The sequence below is a fragment of the Pseudomonas sp. efr-133-TYG-103a genome (assembly GCF_030209235.1).
Classification (GTDB): Bacteria; Pseudomonadota; Gammaproteobacteria; order Pseudomonadales; family Pseudomonadaceae; genus Aquipseudomonas.
This window is the reverse complement of record NZ_JARVSK010000026.1, coordinates 15381-35670: the sequence shown is the minus strand read 5'-3', so window position 1 is coordinate 35670 and position 20290 is coordinate 15381. Positions and strand designations below refer to the sequence as shown.

Annotated in this window: 14 protein-coding genes; all 14 read right to left on the bottom strand. The window is 62.7% G+C overall.

What is annotated here, in order from left to right; all coding sequences use genetic code 11:
• Window positions 1-48: 48 nt before the first annotated feature.
• A complete protein-coding gene (gene pseG / locus QRN36_RS21050) occupies window positions 49-1119 on the bottom strand; it encodes a UDP-2,4-diacetamido-2,4,6-trideoxy-beta-L-altropyranose hydrolase (protein ID WP_285425843.1) in 1071 nt (356 codons plus the stop codon).
• The gene (gene pseF, locus QRN36_RS21045; RefSeq protein WP_285425842.1) at window positions 1119-1865 is read right to left on the bottom strand and encodes a pseudaminic acid cytidylyltransferase; all 747 of its coding nucleotides are present in this window, start codon (window positions 1863-1865) and stop codon (window positions 1119-1121) included. Before pseF ends, pseG begins: the two co-directional genes overlap by 1 nt.
• Window positions 1866-1876: 11 nt before the next feature.
• On the bottom strand, window positions 1877-3043 hold the full coding sequence (gene pseC / locus QRN36_RS21040; protein ID WP_285425841.1) for a UDP-4-amino-4,6-dideoxy-N-acetyl-beta-L-altrosamine transaminase: 1167 nt from the start codon (window positions 3041-3043) through the stop codon (window positions 1877-1879).
• Window positions 3040-4041: a UDP-N-acetylglucosamine 4,6-dehydratase (inverting) gene (gene pseB / locus QRN36_RS21035; protein WP_285425840.1), complete on the bottom strand. Its 1002-nt coding sequence runs from the start codon at window positions 4039-4041 to the stop codon at window positions 3040-3042. The genes pseC and pseB overlap by 4 nt, the downstream gene beginning before the upstream one ends.
• A gap of 23 nt (window positions 4042-4064) precedes the next feature.
• Complete coding sequence (locus QRN36_RS21030) at window positions 4065-6986, bottom strand: TIGR00180 family glycosyltransferase (protein WP_285425839.1); 2922 nt, start codon at window positions 6984-6986, stop codon at window positions 4065-4067.
• A gap of 66 nt (window positions 6987-7052) precedes the next feature.
• Entirely contained in the window at window positions 7053-8132 is a 1080-nt protein-coding gene (locus QRN36_RS21025) for a class I SAM-dependent methyltransferase (protein ID WP_285425838.1), read from the bottom strand.
• Window positions 8122-8988 carry an NAD(P)-dependent oxidoreductase gene (locus tag QRN36_RS21020; protein WP_285425837.1) on the bottom strand — a complete coding sequence of 289 codons (867 nt, stop codon included), beginning with the start codon at window positions 8986-8988 and terminating at the stop codon, window positions 8122-8124. Before QRN36_RS21020 ends, QRN36_RS21025 begins: the two co-directional genes overlap by 11 nt.
• Window positions 8985-10208 carry a class I SAM-dependent methyltransferase gene (locus QRN36_RS21015; protein WP_285425836.1) on the bottom strand — a complete coding sequence of 408 codons (1224 nt, stop codon included), beginning with the start codon at window positions 10206-10208 and terminating at the stop codon, window positions 8985-8987. Before QRN36_RS21015 ends, QRN36_RS21020 begins: the two co-directional genes overlap by 4 nt.
• Window positions 10205-10765: a dTDP-4-dehydrorhamnose 3,5-epimerase gene (locus tag QRN36_RS21010; RefSeq protein WP_285425835.1), complete on the bottom strand. Its 561-nt coding sequence runs from the start codon at window positions 10763-10765 to the stop codon at window positions 10205-10207. Before QRN36_RS21010 ends, QRN36_RS21015 begins: the two co-directional genes overlap by 4 nt.
• Entirely contained in the window at window positions 10762-11844 is a 1083-nt protein-coding gene (rfbG, locus tag QRN36_RS21005; RefSeq protein WP_285425834.1) for a CDP-glucose 4,6-dehydratase, read from the bottom strand. Before rfbG ends, QRN36_RS21010 begins: the two co-directional genes overlap by 4 nt.
• Complete coding sequence (gene rfbF / locus QRN36_RS21000; protein WP_285425833.1) at window positions 11826-12599, bottom strand: glucose-1-phosphate cytidylyltransferase; 774 nt, start codon at window positions 12597-12599, stop codon at window positions 11826-11828. Before rfbF ends, rfbG begins: the two co-directional genes overlap by 19 nt.
• 311 nt (window positions 12600-12910) lie before the next feature.
• A complete protein-coding gene (locus tag QRN36_RS20995; protein ID WP_285425831.1) occupies window positions 12911-16510 on the bottom strand; it encodes a glycosyltransferase in 3600 nt (1199 codons plus the stop codon).
• 119 nt (window positions 16511-16629) lie between these two features.
• Window positions 16630-18231, bottom strand: coding sequence for a flagellar hook-associated protein 3 (locus QRN36_RS20990; RefSeq protein WP_285425830.1), 1602 nt, complete (start codon window positions 18229-18231; stop codon window positions 16630-16632).
• A 13-nt stretch (window positions 18232-18244) separates the two neighbouring features.
• Entirely contained in the window at window positions 18245-20284 is a 2040-nt protein-coding gene (flgK, locus tag QRN36_RS20985) for a flagellar hook-associated protein FlgK (RefSeq protein WP_285425829.1), read from the bottom strand.
• Window positions 20285-20290: the final 6 nt, after the last annotated feature.

The following is a 20290-nucleotide window of genomic DNA, read 5'->3' as shown; positions in this document are numbered from 1 at the left end:
GGTCAGAAAAATATGTCGGGCAGTGCGCCGCGCGCCCTGCCCTGTCCGTCAGTTATCGGCAGCTGCGGCCAACGCATCAGCGATGCGTCTGGCCCCGCGACCGTCCACCAGCGCGCGGGAACGGTCGGCGTACGCCTGACGCAGCGCAGGATCATCGCGCAAATTCGCTACGGCCGAGGTCAGCCGCTGCGGCGCCAGGTCCTGGTGAGGGCCCAGATACAGGTGCACGCCTGCATCGGCGAGCAGTTGCGCATTGAGCTGCTGATTATTGGCCACGGAAATGCAAAGGGTCGGCAAACCCAGCGCCGCTCGCTCCCAAGTGGTTCCGCCGCCTGCGCCAATGAACAGATCGGCCTGCTGCATCAGCGAAAAAAAGTCGCTGACCTGGGTGTACAAGCGCCAGCCCGGATGGGCGTCCACCCGAGCACTCATCGTCTGCCAGTGCGGGTTGTGCAGGCCGGCGACGAAATCCACCTGCAAATCGGCAAATCCCTGCAGCGCCAGCATCGTGGCATAGACCTGCCCCGCCGCATCGAAACCACCGAAGTTCACCAACACCCGCTCAACCTTCGGCCTGATCGGGATGGGCTCGCACTGAAACTCATCGCGCATCAAGGCGAAACGCGGGCCGAGAAAGGTCTGGCATCGCGCGTCAATCCATCGGGCGTAAGGCGTGTCCAGCGCCTGAGCGGTGTAGTTTTGGTCCAGCAGTACATCGACCGCGTGCGGTCGGTTGGCCAGATCGTCGATCGCCATCAGCCGTTTGGCGAAGGGCCGTGCGGCATTTTCCCAGCGCGCGTCCAGACCGTAGTGATCGACGATCAGCCAGTCGAATTTCGCCACGTCACCCACTTGTGCCGCGAGAGCGTCGATATCCTCCTGCCAGGGCAGGAAAGACTCGATGGTTGCGCCTTGCGACTCCTGCTCATAGCGTTCAGGCAGCGGATAGGTGATGAACGACTGCTCGGCCAGCCGCTGAAGCAGATGCCCCGGCAGTTGTCGACAGGCGAAGCGCACATCGGCGCCGTCGCGACGCAGCACGTTGGCCAGGGTCACGCAGCGGGCGATATGGCCGCTGCCGATGGTCATCGAGGCATCGGCGCGGATCAGTACACGCATCAGTCCAGTTCTCCGCCAGCCTTGAGGGCTGCATAAAGGTATTCGGCGCGCAACCAGTCCTGCGGCTCATCGATGTCCTGCACCAGATGCCGGGGCAGGACCACTGGCAGGCTCAGGTCCGAGTAAACCGCGTCGCCACGCAACCAGGCCTCGCTGCGCCCCCAGTAGAACTGCGCCGCATCCTGGTAAGCGGCGGGCAGATCCTGCGAGCGCACGTTGCGAAACTCCGGGTACAACGCCTGCAGGCTGCCCTGCTCGTTGATGGTCAACGCGCGCTGCACCGGGAAGCCGAAGCTGGACACCGCAAACGCGAAGGACTTGTCCGGCGCGCCGTGCAACGCGTCCAGCCCCTGGCGCAGAAAACGCGCTTGCAGCAACGGCGCTGTCGCGTAGAGGCAGCAGGTGTAATCGAAGCGCTGCTGCACCGTGCCAATGGCGTGCTGGATGACGGCGACGGTGCCGGTGTGGGCATCGGCAAGTTCGGCCGGGCGCATGAACGGCACGTCGGCACCGTAAGCGCGGGCGACCTCGGCGATGCGCTCGTCGTCAGTGCTGACGATGACCTGATCGAACAGGCCGCTGTTCAACGCCACGCGGATGGACCGCGCGATCATCGGTTCGCCGTTGAAGGGTTTGATGTTCTTGCCGGGAATGCGCTGGCTGCCGCCACGCGCGGGAATGACCGCCAGGGCGCTCCCGACCTTCTTTCCCTGCCAGAGTCGCTCGTGTTCGGTCAGCTCGCGCATGCGCATTCCATTCAGTCAGATTCGACCAACAGTCGCTTGAGCTGGTCGATCACAAAATCGTGTTGTTCGTCAGTCATCGCCGGAAACAGCGGAAGGCTGATGGCCTCGTGGTAATAGGCCTCGGCCTGCGGAAAATCGCCGGGGCGAAATCCAAGGTCGCGATAATACGGCTGCAGATGCACCGGGATGTAGTGAAGGTTGACCCCGACGCCCGCCTCGCGCAAGCCCTCGAACACTTCGCGGTGACTCAGGCGCAGGCGCGCAGTCTGCAGACGCACCACATACAGGTGCCACGCCGACTCGGCGTCGGGCTCGGACGTCGGCAGTTGCAAGGCAAGGCCCGCCAGTCGCGTCTGATAGCGCTCGGCAAGCTGGCGACGTCGGGCGAGAAACCCGTCGAGCTTGTTCAGCTGGGACAGGCCGAGCGCCGCCTGCATGTCGGTGATGCGGTAATTGAAACCCAGCTCGATCTGCTGGTAGTACCAGGGGCCGTGGCTCGGTTGGTCCATGTGCGCCGGATCGCGGGTCATGCCGTGGCTGCGCAGGCGCTGTAAACGCTCGGCCAGCTCGGCGCGATTGGTCAGCACCAGCCCGCCCTCCCCGGTGGTGACGATTTTCACCGGGTGGAAGCTGAACACCGTCATGTCAGCGAACTTACCACAGCCCACCGGCCGTCCTGCGTACCGTGCGCCGACTGCGTGGGAGGCGTCTTCGATGACCACGAAACCGTAACGACGCGACAGCGCCGCGATCCGGCGCATGTCGCAGCTCTGTCCGGAGAACGCCACCGCGACCAGCACTTTGGGCAGCGTTGCATCACGTTCGGCGGCCTCAAGCTTGAGCGCCAGCGCGTCCACGTCGATGTTCCAGGTGAGCGGATCGATGTCGACGAAATCGACATCGGCCCCGCAGTAACGCCCGCAGTTGGCTGATGCAAGAAAGGTGTTGGGGCTGGTCCAGAGTCGGTCGCCCTGCCCCAGCCCCGCTGCCAGACAGGCAATGTGCAGCGCCGCCGTTGCGTTGCACACCGCAACGCCATAGCCCGCTTCACAGCGCTGCGCCATCGCCGCTTCGAAACGTTCGATGGTCGGCCCCTGGGTCAGCCAGTCGGACTTGAGCACCTCGACCACGGCATCGATGTCCGCCTGATCAAGGCTCTGCTTGCCATACGGAATCATGGCTTGACGTCGGCATGCAGCTCGCCGATCTGGCGGACCGAGAGAAACTCGGGGTTGGTGTCCGAGCGATACTCGAAGTCATCACTCACCGCCTGGCCTTTTTCGCCCGTGGCATCGGTGGCGAAATCGGTGTCCACGTTGTTGAAACGGATCGACGGCACGATGGTGTAGTGATCGCCGAACTCCAGCGTCATGCGCGCATCGTCCTGCGGCACCATCAGCTCGTGCAGCTTTTCACCGGGCCGGATGCCGACGATTTTGTGCGGCAGATCGGCGGCCATGGCCTGGGCCAGGTCGACGATGCGCACCGATGGAATCTTCGGTACGAACACTTCGCCGCCGTGCATGCGCTCGAAGCTCTGCATCACGAAATCGACGCCGTGATCCAGGGTGATCCAGAACCGGGTCATGCGCGGATCGGTGATCGGCAACTCGTGAGCGCCGCCCGCGATCAGTTTGTTGAAGAACGGCACGATGGAGCCCCGCGATCCAGCGACGTTGCCGTAGCGCACCACGGCGAAACGCGTCTGCTCTTCGCCGCCGATGTTGTTGGCGGCAACGAACAGTTTGTCGGACAGCAGCTTGGTGGCGCCGTACAGGTTGATCGGGCTGGCCGCCTTGTCGGTGGACAGCGCGATCACTTTCTTCACGCCGTTGGCAATGGCCGCCGCGATGATGTTCTCGGCGCCATTGACGTTGGTGCGAATGAACTCGGTGGGGTTGTACTCCGCCGCCGGCACATGCTTGAGCGCCGCCGCATGCACCACGTAATCGATGCCGCGCATGCCTTGCTGAAGACGCTCGGCATCGCGCACATCACCCAGAAAATAACGCATGCACGGCGCGTTGAATTCCTGTTGCATCTCGTACTGCTTGAGCTCATCGCGGGAGAACACCACCACGCGCCGGGGCTGATAACGCGCCAGCAGCGTGCGGATGAACTGGCGACCGAACGAGCCGGTCGCGCCTGAGATGAACACTGATTTACCGTTGAACATGACTGCGTCCTTCCTGTGTCGCCTTAAGCGAGCAACGGCTCCCAGCTTACGCTGCTGGCATCGCCAAGGCTGAACCCTTTGCCGGTCAGGGACAGGTTCTTGTTGTAGGCCAGGTCCTGAGCGAACGTGCCGGCCCATTTGCCTTTCAGGGCGTCCAGCGCTTCGGGCGCCTCAGGCAGCGTGCCCGGATGAATGATCTGCACTTGCGGCGTCCACACGGTCAGATACCCGGCCTGGCCGAGTTTCAGGCACAGGTCGACATCAGCGTAGGCATCGTTGAACTGCTCTGTATCGAGACCACCGGCAGCATCGAACAGTTCTTTGCGAACCATCAGGCACACGCCGGACACGGCGCTGAAATTCTGCTCGACGACCAGACGCTGCATGTAACCGACCGCGTTTTTGTCCTCGCCGACGAAGGGAGAATGCACGCCGCCGTTCAAGCCCAGGATCAGGCCCGCTTGGGTGATATTGCCGTAGATGTCGATGAGCTTGGCGCCGACCACGCCGACTTCCGGACGCAAGCCTTTATTGAGCAGCGTGCCCAGCCAGTTCGGGTTGACGATCTCGGCATCGGCGGCCAGCAACACCAGGAAGTCGCCCTTGGCCTGCGCCACGACTTCGTTCAGCCGCGCGGAACCGACGCGGTCGTCCGTGCTGCGGACGACGCGCACGCGACTGGAGGTCTTTTCCTGCGCGGCCAGCCATTCAAGGGCCGGCGCCGAGGTGCGCTGATCGACGGAAACCAGCACTTCATACCCGCTGTAACGGGTGCGCTGGAAGATGCTCGTCACGCAACGTTGCAACGACGCGAGGTCGGCAGAGCCGTGCACGATGATCGACACCAGCGGGCGCTCGGCGTGACGGTAATCGACCTGCAGCGTACCCGGCTGACCGGAGGTCACCAGTGCCTTGTACCCGCGGGTACTCAGGTGGCGGATCAGGGTCATGCGCTCATGGGCGTTTTCTTCAAGCTTGGGCGCGTCGCTGATGAGCAACGGCTCGTCCAGGTGCGCCAGGCCCGCCAGGCCACCCTGCTCGATGATCTTGAGCAGCAGGTCGAATTCCAGCGCGTCTTTGTAATCGGCCGAATAACCGCCGGCTTCGACAAACACCTCGCGGCGGATCAGCCAGTGGCGCGACATCAGCGTCGGCACGCTCTGCAGCAGATCCAGGTTGATGCCCGGACGGAATGCATGCACCAGCGAGCCATTTTCCAGACGCTGGATTTCATCGGCGCAGACCGCGCGCACGCCTTCCGCATTGAGCAACTCCAGGCTGGCGCGCAGCAATCCGGCCGGGGTGAACACATCGCCCACCTGGGCCAGCATCAGCCAGTCGCAGTTCATCTGGCGTGCTGCCTGATTGATCTTGTCGACGTAGTTGCCGGTGGTGACCTTGATGAAGTGCAACGTGTTGTTCAGCGTGGTAGAGGTCGGCAGCTCGCCGGTGGTAAACACCACGATACGGAAGGCCTTGCTGTGGCCTTCGACCAGGCTGTCGAGGGTCACTTGCAGCTTGTCCATGTCGCTGTCGAGATCCAGCAGCAACAGGCCGAACTGAGGTCCGCCGGCTTTGGCCGCCAGGTAATCGGCGATCGCCGGAACCTGAGCGGCATCAGGACTGCGCGTTGGCAGCCAGTTGAGGATCTTGCCGGACGCCGTGGCATCCAGACGCGCGCGGCTGTCGTAGTGCGGCGCGGCGGCCAGCTTGTCGGCCCAGGCAGCCATGGCGGGCGCGTGCTCCTCGCCTTGCTGAGTCAACAGCTGCGCCAGCCGGTTGACCACTCGGCGGTTGAACGGATTCAGGTCCATCGCGGCCCACAGGCGGTTCAAGACCGTTTCGGGCACATCGTTTCCGTGGGTCTGCAGCAACGCTTCCTGACGCACCCATACGCCTTCGAGCTCCTCGAGCTGCAAACGACCGGCCGGCATGGCGTGGATCAGGAATTCGTATTCGGTCAGTTGATCGAAGAACGTCTGGTTGTAGAACGGCATCTCGACGTACTGGCGCGGGCCGAAGACGCGCGTCGGGCCGTTTTCGGTGTCCGTCCAGGTCGAGTTGAAGATGTGCTCGGCGGTCAGCCCGACGGCGTTGCGCAGACTGGCGGACAGCGTCTCGAAACTGTTCAGTGCCAGCTGCTTGGTCTGCTGACGATCCAGGCCGGTGATACCGGTAGGCAACCCGGCGAGAAACTCCGCGAACGCGTCGCGCTCGGCCACTGTTGCCGGGTCTTCACGGGTGATCTTGGTGTAGACCTCGGTGTTGTGATCCGAGTAGCCGAGCGTGATTTCACGCACGACATAGGGAATCGGCAGAATGCGCGCCTTGCCGTTCGCCAGCATGTAGTAGGCATGGCCGACTTCCATCCATTCGAACGGAGTCTTCTCAGGCAGCAGCTCGTACCAGTCGCGCATCAGTGCTGTGCGGATCACGGCATAGAACGGCGGGATGTACTCGCTGAGATAACCGAGAATGCGGTCCTGGGCGAGTTCATCGTCGTAATCCTCGCGGACTTTCTTGTCGCGACGCAGGTAATTGACGCTGTTGGCATGGGCCGCATACATCAGGCAATAGCCGTGGCACAGGCTGTAATCGGCGTTGGCTTCAAGGAATGCCACGCTGTCGAACAGGGCTTGATGAACGGTGAAGTCATCGTCGGACGCGAACACCATGTAAGGCGTCCTGACCTGCTTGATGCCGTGGTCGAGCTTGGCCTGGATGCCCCAATACGCAAACTGGGGCAGGTGCTGGTAGTCGAAGCGGGGATAGTCTTCGGCAACCAGTTTTTCGGTCGACGAGTCCAGCACCAGCACGCGGCACGGCAGCGTGCTGTAGTAGCGCAGCGCACGGCGCAGGAAGGCTGGCCGGTTGTGTGTAATCACAACGACTGTCAATAACTCGCCGAAGCGGGCTGCAACATCAAGAGTGTTCTGACCTTTCATTACTTATTCCCTGCAACCGAAACTGCGCAATTGATGTGATGTACCGGGTGGATGTCGGCCATGCTGTCAGGCCTCGTTCAAGACGAACTCAGCGCGGTCCACGGCGTGGTAGACGTAGCGGCCGGAAGTCATCCGTTTGATTTCTTCGAGATAATTGGAATTCATCACGAACAGGTTTGCCCCTTCGGGCAGGCTGTCCATTGCCTCTTGCGGCGAGGACACGCGCAGACCGCTGAGCGGCAGGAAGCGGCCCTGTTTATCCGGGTTGATGTCGATGACGTGGTCCACCGCAACGCCCACGCGCTGGAGGAACAGCGAATAGATCACGCCTTTGGACGATGCGCCCCAGATGGCCGCGCCCTGCTCGGGTGCCGTGCGGATGATCTGAACCGCGCGATCGATGCTGGCGGTGAATCCCGCAGGCAGACTGGCCTGGCTCCAGCCGGCAGGCGGCTCACGCAACGTGGCAAGGTCCGCCACCAGATAAAGGTACTGGCCGCCGAACAGATGACCCGCTTCATGGACAGTGCCGAACAGGCCGCGCAGATCCTCGAGGCGGAAGTAATTCACGTGCTCGTAGAACACGTCGAACCAGGCCTGATGTTCGAGAATCCAGTCGAAACACGGCACTTCGATGTAAATCTGCCCGCCCTGATTGGCCTTGGCGATTTCCTGCAGGAATGCCAGCGGCTGCGGAATGTGCTCCAGCACATGGCGCAGCACCACCGCATCGGCTGACAGGCCGAGGTCAGCGGTGAACGGCTGCTTGACCACGTCGGCATTGCTGCCTTCGTAAGCGGGATCGATGCCGATGATCGGGTAGCCTTTGCCACGCAGAAGCTCCAGGAAATACCCCTTGCCGCAACCCACTTCGATCAGGCTCAACCCGCCGAAATGCCGGGCAATCACCCCTTCGACATCCTCAAGATGCTGCTTGAACAAGGCCGAGTGCGCCTGCTCGTTCTGATAGTTGCTGTCGTACACCAGTTTGTCCGGGTCGAATGCCTGGTTGTGGATCAGCCCTGTGCGCAGATCCTGCACCAGCACCACATCGGCACTGGCCGATGCCCGTGCACTGGCGGCATCGGCAAACGTACGGTTCTGCAAGACCGGCAGATCGGTTGCGCGATACAGCTCATGCGACATGGTGTGCTCCCAGTAACTGTTGCAAACGTTCACAGACGCCCCAGAACGCCAGAGGCTCGTGGGCCGAATAACCATAGACGCCCAGATTCAGCGTCATGGACGACTGACGCGCCTTGAGGCGCTGCTCGACCAGACTGCGCACTGAAACCGGCTGACCGCTGCAGATATTCACCACGCCGTGGAATTCAGGGTGTTGCAGGACCGTGGCCAGGTGACTGGCAGCGGTTTCAATGGGCAAGTAATCGCGCAGTTGCTCGCCGGCGGACATGTCGAAGGCGGTCGCGCCCTGATCGATCGCCCGCTCAAGGCTCGCCAGAAGGCTCCTGGGGTTCTGCCCTTCGCCATAGAGATAAAACAGCCGCGCCCACTGCAGCGTGAACGGGTGTTTTTGCGCCAGAGCTTCGAGGAACAGGCGCAGCGAATGCTTCGCCAAGCCATAGGGATTGGCTGGCAGCGCGACGCTGGTTTCGCTCAGGGGACCGCTTTGCAGGCCGTATTCGAAACAGGTTCCGGTCACCAGAACCTGACCGACGCCCGCCTTGACCACGCGACGAATAAACGCGTAGTCCGCTGGCAGGTTGCGTTCGAAATGGAACAACCCGTCGTAGTTCGGCAAACCCGGCCACGCCAGATGCGCCATGGCGCTGACGCCGTCAGTCAGCGCAGCGATGTCCAGTTCGGCGTCGTGAATATCGGCCTCGACCCACTGCGCCTGCGCAAACCAAGGCAACCCACGCGCCGCATCGAGCGAGCGGGTAACGGCACGCACCGTAAAACCGCGATCGAGTAACGCACTCGCCAGATGCCGGCCCACGAAGCCCGTGGCCCCGGTCAGCAGAAGGGTCTTGCCCGTCACAATACGATCAACTCAGGCACGGCGATCACAAACCGTCCGCCCCACGCCCGCACCGGTGCCAATTGCTCACTGACTTCCTTGAGCAGGTTCCAGGGCAACACCAGTACGTAATCCGGTTTCTCTGCCACCAGTTGCTCCGGCGATACCACCGGAATGCGACTGCCCGGCAGGAACTTGCCCTGCTTGTGCGGGTTGGCATCGGCGACCCAGGCGATGAGGTCGGATTTGACGCCGGCGTAGTTGAGCAGCGTGTTGCCTTTGGCGGCGGCGCCGTAACCGACGACACGCTTGCCATCGGCCTTGGCCTTGAGCAGGAAGTCGAGCAGCTGAAATTTGATGCGCTCGGCGGCAGGCGCCAGCGTGGTGTAAAACGCGCGGGTCTTCACCCCTGCGCCGAGTTCCTTGTCGAGCATCTGCGCCACGGCAGGCGTGCGGGTCTGAACACCGTCCTGGCGCTGCACGAAGACCCGCAGCGAGCCGCCGTGCGTGGGCAACTCGCTGACGTCGAAGACGTGCAGGCCGTTGCGCTCGCACAGTGTGTTGACGGCGGTCAGCGACAGGTACGAGTAATGCTCGTGGTAAAGCGTGTCGAACTGATTGCCGGCCATCAGTGCCAGCAGGTGCGGGAATTCGAAGGTGGCCACGCCGGTCGGCTTGAGCAGGGTCGCGAAACCACCGAGAAAGTCATTGATGTCCGGGACGTGGGCCAGCACGTTGTTGGCGGCCATCAGGTCGGCTGACCAGCCCTCGTCGCGCAATGCCGCTGCGGTGTCGCGGCCGAAAAACACCTCGCGGATCTCCACGCCCTTAGCCCGGGCGGCTTGCGCGGTGCTGTGAGTGGGCTCGACACCGAGGCAGGCAATGCCGCGCGCTTTGACGTACTGCAGCAGGTAACCGTCATTGGCGGCGATTTCCACCACGCGGCTGTTCTGATCCAGGCCGAAGCGCTCGACCATCTGCCCCACGTACCGTTCGGCATGGCTCAGCCACGAGCTGGAATAGGAGCTGAAATACGCATAGTCGGCGTCGAACAGGCTGTCGGCGCTGGTGTAATCATTGGTCTGCACCAGCCAGCACGATTCGCACACATCCACTTTCAACGGCACCCACTGCTCGGCCTGAGTCAGTTGCTCGGCGCGCAGATAGGCGTTGGAGGGCGGAGACGTGCCCAGGTCGATCAGTGGCAATTTCAGTTGAGCGCCACAGCCACGGCAATTCATAAACGCACTCCGGCAAAGGATGGGGTCAGCAACGGATGTGAAGCGTCGCGGACCGACAGATTCTTGACAGGCAACGGCCAGGCGATGTCGAGCCGCGGATCCTGTACCGACAGCCCCGCTTCATGCTCGGGCGCATAGTCGGCGCTGTGCAGGTACAGCAATTCGGCGTCATCGCTGAGCGCCTGGAAACCATGGGCAAAGCCGGCCGGTATCAACAGGCTGCGGCCGTCGCCGGCCACCAGATGCTCGGCGTGCCAATGCAAGAAGGTTGCCGAGTCCGGGTTCAGGTCCACCGCCACGTCCCACACCGAACCGCGCAGACAGGTGATCAGCTTGGCTTCCGGCTGTGCGGCGGTCTGGTAGTGCAGGCCCCGCACGCTGCCGCGTTCGGCGGTGCAGGAATGGTTGATCTGACGAATATGAAACGGTTGGCCAAACGCGCTCAGGCTGCCTTCGCAGAACAATCGGCTGAACTGCCCGCGCGCGTCGGCATGACGACGGTGGCGAAGGCTGAAGAGGCCGGCCAGCGGCAACGCCTGTAACTGCAATTCGCTCACACCGCCTCCGTGTACAAGGCCAGTTGGCCCTGGGTGAAATCCTGCATATCGGCGCCACGTTTCCAGGCCAGATGCCAGTCGACGGTGTGCGTGAGGCACTGCTCCAGCGACCAGCGCGGTTGCCAGTGCAGACGCTGACGCGCGCGGGCGCTGTCCAGACGCAACAGACCGGCCTCGTGCATGTCGCTGGTTTCGACGCGCAGACCCGGCGCCTGAGGCCAGTGTCTGGCCAGCGTCGCCACCACGTCGCCGACGCTGCACATGTCGTTGTCGCCGGGGCCGAAGTTCCAGGCACCGTCGTAATCGGGACCGTGGGTGTAGAGCTTTTCGGCCAGCAGCAGATAACCTGCCAGCGGCTCGAGCGCGTGCTGCCACGGGCGAACCGCCTGCGGGTAGCGCAACGTCACCGGCTCATTGGCCGACCAGGCCCTGAGGACGTCGGGAATCAATCGTTCAGGAGCAAAATCGCCTCCGCCGAGCACGTTGCCCGCACGCGCGGTCGCCAGCGCCAGGCCGTGTTCGGCATAGCGCAGCGCAGGGAAAAACGAAGCCGCGTAAGACTGCGCCAGCAACTCGCAGCAGGCCTTGCTGCTGCTGTACGGATCGTGCCCGCCCAGCGGCTCGTTTTCCCGGTACGGCCACAACCATTCCTGATTGGCGTACACCTTGTCGGTGGTCACGAGCACGCAGGCCCGAACGCCACCCACCTGACGGATCGCCTCGAGCAGGTTCAGCGTGCCCATCACGTTGCTGGAATAGGTACCCAGCGGATCCCGATACCCTTCGCGCACCAGCGGTTGCGCCGCCAGATGCAGAACGATCTCGGGCCGGGTTTCGGCCATCAGCGTCAGCAAGGCGCCCAGATCACGCAAGTCACCGCGCTGATCGTTCAGGCACTGATCGACACGGGCCAGCTCGAACAGGCTTGGGCGGGTGCCCGGGTCCAGCGCGAAGCCGGTCACCTCGGCGCCCATGCGCTTGAGCCACAGCGCCAGCCAGCTGCCCTTGAAGCCGGTATGCCCGGTCAGCAGAACACGCTTGCCCTGCCAGAAACCTGGGTTCACGCCCAGCTTTTCCATGGAGCCTCCCCGCGCTGCCACAGGTCTTCAAGGTGAGTCTTGTCGCGCAGGGTGTCCATCGGGTGCCAGAAGCCCTGGTGTTCAAAGGCCTTGAGCTGCCCTTCGTTGGCGAGCTGCATCAGCGGCTCGGTTTCCCATGGGGTCAGGTCGTGGTCGATGTAAGAGATCACCTTGGGTGAAAGGACGAAGAAACCACCGCTGATCCAGCCGCCATCGCCTCGGGGCTTCTCGGTGAAGCCGTTGACGGTGTCGCCCGAGCAGTTCAGCGCGCCGTAGCGGCCTGGCGGCTGCACGGCGGTGACGGTCGCGAGTTTGCCGTGCTGCCGGTGAAAATCCACCAGCGCACCGATGTTCAGGTCGGACACGCCGTCGCCATAGGTGAAGCAGAAGGCCTCATCGTTTTCGACGTATTTGCGCACGCGCTTGAGACGGCCACCGGTCAGGGTGTCTTCCCCGGTGTCGACCAGCGTCACGCGCCACGGCTCGCTGTAGTTCTCGTGCACGTCCATGCGATTGGCGCGCATGTCGAACGTGACGTCCGAGGTGTGCAGGAAGTAGTTGGCGAAGAAGTCCTTGATGGCGTAACCCTTGTAGCCCAGGCAAATCACGAAGTCATGGATCCCGTGGGCGGAGTACTGCTTCATGATGTGCCAGAGAATTGGCTTTCCGCCGATCTCGATCATGGGTTTAGGCTTCAGATGCGACTCCTCGCTGATCCGCGTACCGAGCCCACCCGCCAGAATAATTGCCTTCACCTTCTTTACCCCTCCTGTCCCATACAGTGCTCAGCCGCGCTAGAGCGCATGGCGGGCTATCCGAACGAACCGCTGAACCGAAACCGCAACTGCCGGGCCACGCCCGCAGTGCATGTTTTATGGCGATATAAGGGGTACTTGCAGGAAACGCGCCAGCTCCACGGCGCGCGTTTTCTGGCGCGACGGCGATGGGTTCAGAGGAATGGAGACTATGAAGGGAAGGCTGCGAACGCAGGGAAAGATAGCCTTGAAAACGGACTCGGCGGCATGCTGCCATCCGCCATTGCGTGCGGATGGCAGTCAGGTCGGGTTCAGTCCGCCAGCCAGCCGTTGACCCAGTGCTGCAGGTTGTCGCCGCGCAGCATGAAGTCACGCTTGACCGCCTCGTGCAGCGCATCGCCCTGGCGATAGCTGGCGTCCGGATCGGACAAGTGTGCGCGAATCGCATCGAGCCATTCGGCCGTGCTGTTGGTGAAGATTTTCGTGCGCGGCAAATAGCCCTGATACGCCGCGGTCTCGGTGCAGATCACCGGGTAACCGCAGGCGCCGTACTCCAGCAGGCGCAAGTTGCTCTTGCAGTCGTTGAAGATGTGCTGTTCCAGCGGCGCGACCGCCAGGTCCAGGTTCAGGCTGGCCAGCTTGGCCGGGTAAGCCGACAGGTCGATGACCGGATGAAACTCGCGCACATAAGGCCGCAACGCCGGCGGGCACATGCCGAAGAACACCCAGTCCACCTCATCGGCAAGCTCGCGGACGACCTCGGCAATGATCTCCAGATCGCCGGTATGACTGGTGCCGCCGCCCCAACCCACGCGCGGTTTCTTGCTGGTCCTGCGCTGGCTGCGCAGCCCGTCCCACAAGGCCGGGGTGAGCATGTTCGGCACCACGCGAATGTCGTGATGCATCGATGACAAGGCGTCGGCCAGCGGCTGCGTCGACACCACCACACGGTCACACAGCGAAATGCCGCGCCGCACCAGGCGCTCCATTTCCTTGCTGTCCGGCATGCCGCGAATGTGCTCGTTCTTCTTCGGCACGTGAATGACGTAATCGTCGAGCTCGAAGATGCGTCGGGCGTTGGAATGGGTTTTCAGCCCGAGGATTTCATCGACACGCAACTGACTGTAACGGCCTTGCAAGACCATGATGTCAGGAGAATGACGCTCCACTTCGATAAGGTTCGGCTGGGTGTAACTGATCACACCGCACGCTCGACCGGCGGCTTCCAGCGCCAGCATCGGCTCGGTCACACGGTAGTGACCGATGGCAGAGGCGTTGATCGGCAGCGCCAGGACTTTGGGGAGTTGGGCGCTGGCAAACGGCGTCCAGCCACTGTTCAGGCCAGGCTCGAGCCCGAAACTGGCCGAGCCCAGACTGCTCAGCGACAGGTTCGGGTTGTAGGCCGGATCCCGCGCCACGATCGGCAGCCAGCGCAGATAGAAACGTTCGTCTTCCTGTTCGCGCTCGGCATGCCAGGCAGCGTCGCGCGCATGCTTGGGCTGCGAACCCTGAGCCAGCAAGGCCAGCGGCGTCCACACGACCAGATAACCGCGCTCACGGATTTTCAGGCACAGATCGACGTGGCTCAGGCTCAGGCCGAACTCCGTCTCGTTCAGTCCCGTAACTTCATCGAACAGCGATTTGCGCACCAGCAGGCAATCGGGCCCGACAGCGCTGAGGTCGTGCACCACCTGCAGGCGCTGCATGTAGCCGCCCGCTTGCAGGGTCTCGCCACAGAACGGCATGCCCGCCGGGCCATGCAGGCCAAGGATCAGACCGGCATGAACCACGTTGCCATCCGGGCCGAACAGCTTCGGGCCAACCACGCCGACTTCCGGGCGCCGGGCCTGATCGAGCAGTTCATCGAGCCAGTCGGCGTTGGTCACGACGGAATACGGATTGAGCATCATCAGATACTCGCCTCGCGCTGCCTGCGAGGTCGCGTTGTAGAGCGCTGCAGTGCTGACCTGTTCGGGTATCTCCAGCACGCGCAGGCGATTGCGATCCAGCTGGCCCATTGCGGCCAGCCAGGCGCGGGTGTCCGGGTTTTCGCTGCCGTTGTCGACGATCAGCACTTCGTAATGACCGTAGGCGGTCTTCTCCAGCAAACTCTCGACGCAGCGCTGCAGCGGCGGCAACTGGTCCTTGATGATGATCATGATCGAGACCAGCGGCTCGACGTCGTGCAGGTAACGAATGCGGTTGATCAGCGCCAGCTTGCTGTCCTGATGAATCTCGCTCGGCACCCCGCAGCGCTGCAGGTGCGCCTGAACGACTTCCAGGTTCTGCTCGACCACCTCAGGCAACGCCAGCCACTTGGACAGCGCAAACTGCGACTCGACCGCGAGCTCGCTCAGGTGCCCGACGACGCCATCGCCACCCTCTTCGACCAGCCGCCAGAGCAGGTCGTGAGGCGCGAGTTCGCCGAAGCGCGCATCCAGGCCGCCGGCCTGCAACAGGCTATCGCGACTGAACGCCAGGCAGCGGCCCACATAGGGATAGCCGCGCAGCAGATCGAGGTTGAAATCGGGCTTGAACACCGGCTCCGCCGACTCGCCGTCGAACAGCGCACCTTCATCGCTGTAGACGCAGCGCAGGCGGTCGTTCATGGCGACGCGCTCCGCGAGCATCAACAATGCCGGTTTGACCAGACGATCACCGGAGCGAAGCAGGTAGAACCACTGCGCGCCGTCCAGTTGTTCGAGAATGCCGTTGAGCTGGGTCCACGGATCCGCCTCCAGCGGCATGCTGAAGATGCGCCCGTCCAGGCGCGCTTCCTGGCAGTCACACGACAACACCAGCGTCAGTTCAGGCTGGTAAAGCTGGTCTTCCAGGCTCTGCAACGTGACGTCGAGACTGGCGCGACTGCCGGTACGATCGATGATCACAGGGACGATTTTCGGACGCGACGGCCAGTACATCAGCAGGTTGGGCAGTTGATTCTGTTGCGCATCAGTCAGCGCGCGGCATGCGAGCCACTGCGCATACAGCTCCGAAAAGCTTTCGCTCGACGTTCCGACGCGCCAGGCCTGGGTGGTCTGCTGCGTGCCCAGTGCGCGAGACAGCGACAGCTCTTTCCAGTCGCGCTCGGCGCCCATGTCGTCGGTCAGCGGCTGATAACGCACCCAGCCTTTGCCCAGCGACGGGTCGCCGCTGCGCGCCTTGATCATCTGGATGAGCCACTGCTGCTCGGTGTCCACCGACGCCTGCATGGCCTGCTGACGGCTGAGGCGCTCGGCGTGCAGACGCTCCACGCCCAGGACGTTGTTGAGCACCAGTACATTGCCGCGACGCATCATGCAGACGTACAGCGCAAGGTCCAGCAGTGCCGCGAAGCAATGCCCCGGCTGGGTCAGCCCCGGCAGGAAATCCTCGACATCGGCACGGCGGAAGAGCGAGCTGCTGAGCCCGCCCAGAAAATTCAGCGGAAACATCTCGACGATGTCCAGCAGGTCCTCGCCCTTGAACAGCGCGCTGGTCGGCGACAGCGGCGAGTTCTCCAGACGCGACGGCAGCTGGATGTCTTCCGCGTCCCAGAACAGCCGCTGCGACAGCACCAGACTCACGTCGGCATGCGCGACCAGTTGCTCGGCCTGCAAGGCCACCGATTGCGGAAAGATCTGATCGTCGTCGCAGAGAAACTTGATGAACTCGCCCTGCGCGTGCGCCAGACATTCGCGCAGGTTGCCGATGAAGCCCAGACGCTGTGGGTTGCGCACATAGCGCATCGAGACCGGGCTGCTTTTGGCGAACGTATCGAAAATCGTACGGATGTCATCGCCGCGCGAGTCGTCGCACACGATCACTTCAAGATTGGCGTAACGCTGGATCAACGCGCCTTCGAGTGCTCGCTGGAAGAAACGTGAATTGAAGGCGGGAATGACGATGCTGACGAGAGGAGCTGAATTCACGGGACTGGACTCACAGGCGGCAAGCGAGGACTGAGAGCCGCCCCTGCTGAACCGCTGAAAAAACGGTTGGCGCACTGCGCTGGCAGTACCGTTGGCCGGTACTGCCACGGGTCAGGCGATTACAGCTTGCTGAACAGGTTCAGCGAAGACAATTGAGTAAAGACCAGCTGCGAGGCCTGCAGCATGGTTTTCTGCAAGGTCAGGCGAGCGATCGCGTCCACAGGATCCGAGGCGGTGATGCTGCTCGACTCGGTGCTGGCGTTGTCGATCTGGCTCTGGTTGGTCACGCCCTGAGACGTAGCCGTCGCAGCCCGCGCACCGCCGTCACCGACCGCGGTCGACACCTGGTTCAATGCGCTTTTCAGGTTGCCGATGGTCGAATCCAGCGTCGCTTGCAGCTTCTGCTTGGCCACCGGATCGCCGTCAACTTTGCCATTGAGCGCGTTGATCACCGAGGTCAGCGTGTTGAGGACGTTCTGCGTCTGCTGGTTCGTCGACTGCACGGTGAACTGATCGCCTGCGGCCACATCAGGCGACGTCGCCGGAGGAACGAGGCTGAAGGTGAACGTCACGCCCGAAGCGGTGGCCTTGTCGCCCGCCAACGTGCCGGTGGACACTGGCGTGCTGGCCGGATCGTAAGGCGCGGCGTACAGCGCGAACGTGCTGGTGCCGGTAAAGCGCAGGACCGCGCCGCCCGAAGGAAACGCCTCGCTGAACGCAGCCGGATCGGTCACCGTCGAACCGGTGATGACCGTTGCAGCCGAGTTGGCCGGCAGGCGCGCCGTGGTGACGCTGGCCGACGATGCCGCCAGCGTGAAGCTGTGACCGGACACTGCGGCGTCGATCGTCGCGGTGCTGGCTTTGTCGGCGTCGGTCAGGTTGACGTTCAGCGTCAGCTCCAGGCCGCGGAAGCCGATGGTCTGGTTCGCCGCGCTGCCCGAGCTGAAACCACCTGCTGCGGTCGCGTCGGCGGTGACGTCCTGAAGATCCTTGTCGAGAATCTTGATCTGCGAGCCGCTCTCGAACGAGATGGTGTAAGGCTGGCCGGCAATGAAGCTGGAGTCGTACGTTGCACTGTTGGTGACGACACCGCTGGACAACGAGACCACCGAATCGGTCTTGGAGGCAGCGGTCGGGGTCAGCGTCGTGCGTGTGGTGTTGATCGCCTGCTCGAACGCGTCCCAGCCAGTGGTGTTGCTGGCCATGGAAATGCCGCCGCCGATGTCCAGGTTATTGCGGGTCTGGTCGCCCTGATAGCTGTAAGTGCCGTCCGGATTGATGGCATACGGCGGCGTCGTGGCCTTGGAGCCGGCGAACAGGTAGTTGCCGTTGGCGTCCTTGCTGTTCATCAGGCCAAGGATCTGCGACTGGAGCGAGGTGAGCTCTTCGGCACTGCTCTGGCGGTCGGCATCGGTAAACGTCGAGTTGCCCGCACCCAGCACCAGTTCCTGCGCGCGCTGGATGGCGTTGGTGATCGAGGTCAGCGCGGTTTCGGTCTGCACGACGCCGGTGTTGATCGTGTCGATGTTGGACTTGTACTGGTTGAGCATCGAGCTCATCTGCTGCAACTGCAACACGCGCGAGGCACCGACCGGGTCATCGCCGGCGGTATTGAGCTTGACCTGACTGGCCACTTCGTCGCCGGTCTTGACCACGTTGGAGTAGGTGCGCGAATAGTTCGAAGCGCTGGTTTCGTAAAACTGAGCAGTAGAGATACGCATCGGTCACGACTCCTTAAAGACTGTTGATCAGCGTGCTGAAAATGGCTTGGGCGGCTTTGATGATCTGCGACGACGCCGTGTAGTACTGCTGGTACTTGACCAGGTTGGCGGCTTCCTCATCCAGCGACACACCCGAGACGCTGTCACGCGACGACTTGGCCTGATCGAGCACGGCGGAAGTCGCCGCCGCATCGCTCTTGGCCTGATTGGCTTGCGAGCCGACCGTGCTGATCAGCTTGGCGTTGGCATCGCTCATGCTCATGCCGGTGCCGTTGCCGGCAGAGGTGTCGACCGTCTGTTTGGTCTGCAGCCCGAGCAACGATTGCGCATTGCGGTTATCGGACGAACCCGCACCGGTCATGGCGATGCTGTACGTATCGCCCGAAGCCGGCTTGCCGGCGACAGAGATATTGATCTTGAACGATTGGGCCGCATTGGCAGAGTCGGTGTAGCCGATGTCCAGCGTCAAGTCGTTGTTGCTGCCGGGCACGATCAGACCGCCCACCGCGTTGCCGGACTTGTCCAGCACTGGCTGGCCGGTGGAATCGAGCAGTTTGTACGATTGCGAACCGTCCGCGGCGACATCGCCCATGACCAGGCGCATCGGCATGGCGCCCGAAATGGCGCTCTGCAGGTCAGCCTTGGCGGTCGAGTCGTAGATGTTCGACGTCGTCGCCAGAACAGGCTGGGTGAAAGTCCCGGTGCCCTTGATGGTGCCTGTGCTGCCGGTCAGCGGCGCGGCCATGGCCAGGCTCTTGGTGTCGGTCATCACGGTCTTGATGCCGTCGGCGCCGGTCTTGGTCGGGCTGATCTTGAAGCTGTCGCCCTCGGCGGACGAACCGTTGAATTTGAGCGAGAAGCCGTCGATGACCGGCGCCGGGTCGGCGGTGTTGAACGAACCCATGTCCTTGCCGTCAGGCAGACGCTTGACGCTGTACTGGCCGCCGGTGCCGAAAGTCACCTGGTAGTCATTGGTGGTCAACGCATTGGCGTCGGTGATCGACACCGCGAAGTTACCCGAAGTGGTGTCGTTGTTCTTGTTGGCCAGGCTGCGCTGGGTCAGCAGGCTTGGGTCGTTGATGCTGTTGAACAGGTTGGAGCCGAACGCGCCATTGGCGTCCACGCCCTGCCCCAGCTGGCTGTTGATCTCGTCGGAGACCACCAGCGCCAGACGACCGAGCTCAGCGGTTGCCGGTTGCAGCACGTCGCTGCGGTAGCGCACCAGACCACCGATGGTGCCGCCGGTGACGACCGAGGTGACATCGACGGTGCTGTTCTGATAATTGAGTTTGAGCGAGTAGACGCTCGGGTCGCTGTCGCTGGGCGACGCGCTGAGGGTATTGGCTTTGCTGCCGGTTACCAGCGGCTGGCCGGTACCGATGTAGATGTCATAGTTGCCGTTGGTCTCGACGACTTTGGCACCGACCAGGTCGTTGAGCTGACGCACCGCTTCATCGCGCGCGTCGAGCAGCGAGTTGGGCTGGTTTCCGGTGGCCTTGGCCTGAGTGATCTGGCTGTTCAGGTCGGCAATCGAGGACGCCAGCGAGTTGACTTGACCGGTGAGGGTCGTCAACTGGCTGTTGATGCCGGCGTTCTGATCCTTGAGCTGGGTCGAGATCGCATTGAAGCGGCCCGACAATGCCGAAGCGCTTTTCAGGAAATCACTGCGCTCGGCCGAGCCGGTCGGCGTGGTCGACAGCTTCTGCAGACTGGTGAAAAAATTGGCCATGACCGAACTGATGCCGGTCGAGCTGTCGGACAGGATCGAGTCCAGCTTGCTGGCCTGCCCCAGATACGCCTGGGCATCGGAGTTGAGCGATGTACTGGTTTGAACCTGGGTGTTCAGGAAGCCGTTGTAGATGCGGCGCACGTCGGACAACGTGGTACCGGTGCCGATGAAACCCACACCGATGTTCTGCTGCGCACCTGCAGTGGTCATGACCTGCTGACGCGAGTACCCGAGCGTGTCAACGTTGGCAGTGTTGTTGCCGATGGTGGTCATCGCTGCACTGCTGGCGTTCAGTCCCGAAAGCCCAATTGAAATCAGTGACATGGTTCA

Excerpts from the sequence above, each read along its gene's own strand:
- pseG (WP_285425843.1), bottom strand. The coding sequence starts at position 1,119 with ATGCGTGTACTGATCCGCGCCGATGCCTCGATGACCATCGGCAGCGGC.
- pseF (WP_285425842.1), bottom strand. The coding sequence starts at position 1,865 with ATGCGCGAGCTGACCGAACACGAGCGACTCTGGCAGGGAAAGAAGGTC.
- pseC (WP_285425841.1), bottom strand. The coding sequence starts at position 3,043 with ATGATTCCGTATGGCAAGCAGAGCCTTGATCAGGCGGACATCGATGCC.
- pseB (WP_285425840.1), bottom strand. The coding sequence starts at position 4,041 with ATGTTCAACGGTAAATCAGTGTTCATCTCAGGCGCGACCGGCTCGTTC.
- QRN36_RS21030 (WP_285425839.1), bottom strand. The coding sequence starts at position 6,986 with ATGAAAGGTCAGAACACTCTTGATGTTGCAGCCCGCTTCGGCGAGTTA.
- QRN36_RS21025 (WP_285425838.1), bottom strand. The coding sequence starts at position 8,132 with ATGTCGCATGAGCTGTATCGCGCAACCGATCTGCCGGTCTTGCAGAAC.
- QRN36_RS21015 (WP_285425836.1), bottom strand. The coding sequence starts at position 10,208 with ATGAATTGCCGTGGCTGTGGCGCTCAACTGAAATTGCCACTGATCGAC.
- rfbG (WP_285425834.1), bottom strand. The coding sequence starts at position 11,844 with ATGGAAAAGCTGGGCGTGAACCCAGGTTTCTGGCAGGGCAAGCGTGTT.
- QRN36_RS20990 (WP_285425830.1), bottom strand. The coding sequence starts at position 18,231 with ATGCGTATCTCTACTGCTCAGTTTTACGAAACCAGCGCTTCGAACTAT.
- flgK (WP_285425829.1), bottom strand. The coding sequence starts at position 20,284 with ATGTCACTGATTTCAATTGGGCTTTCGGGACTGAACGCCAGCAGTGCA.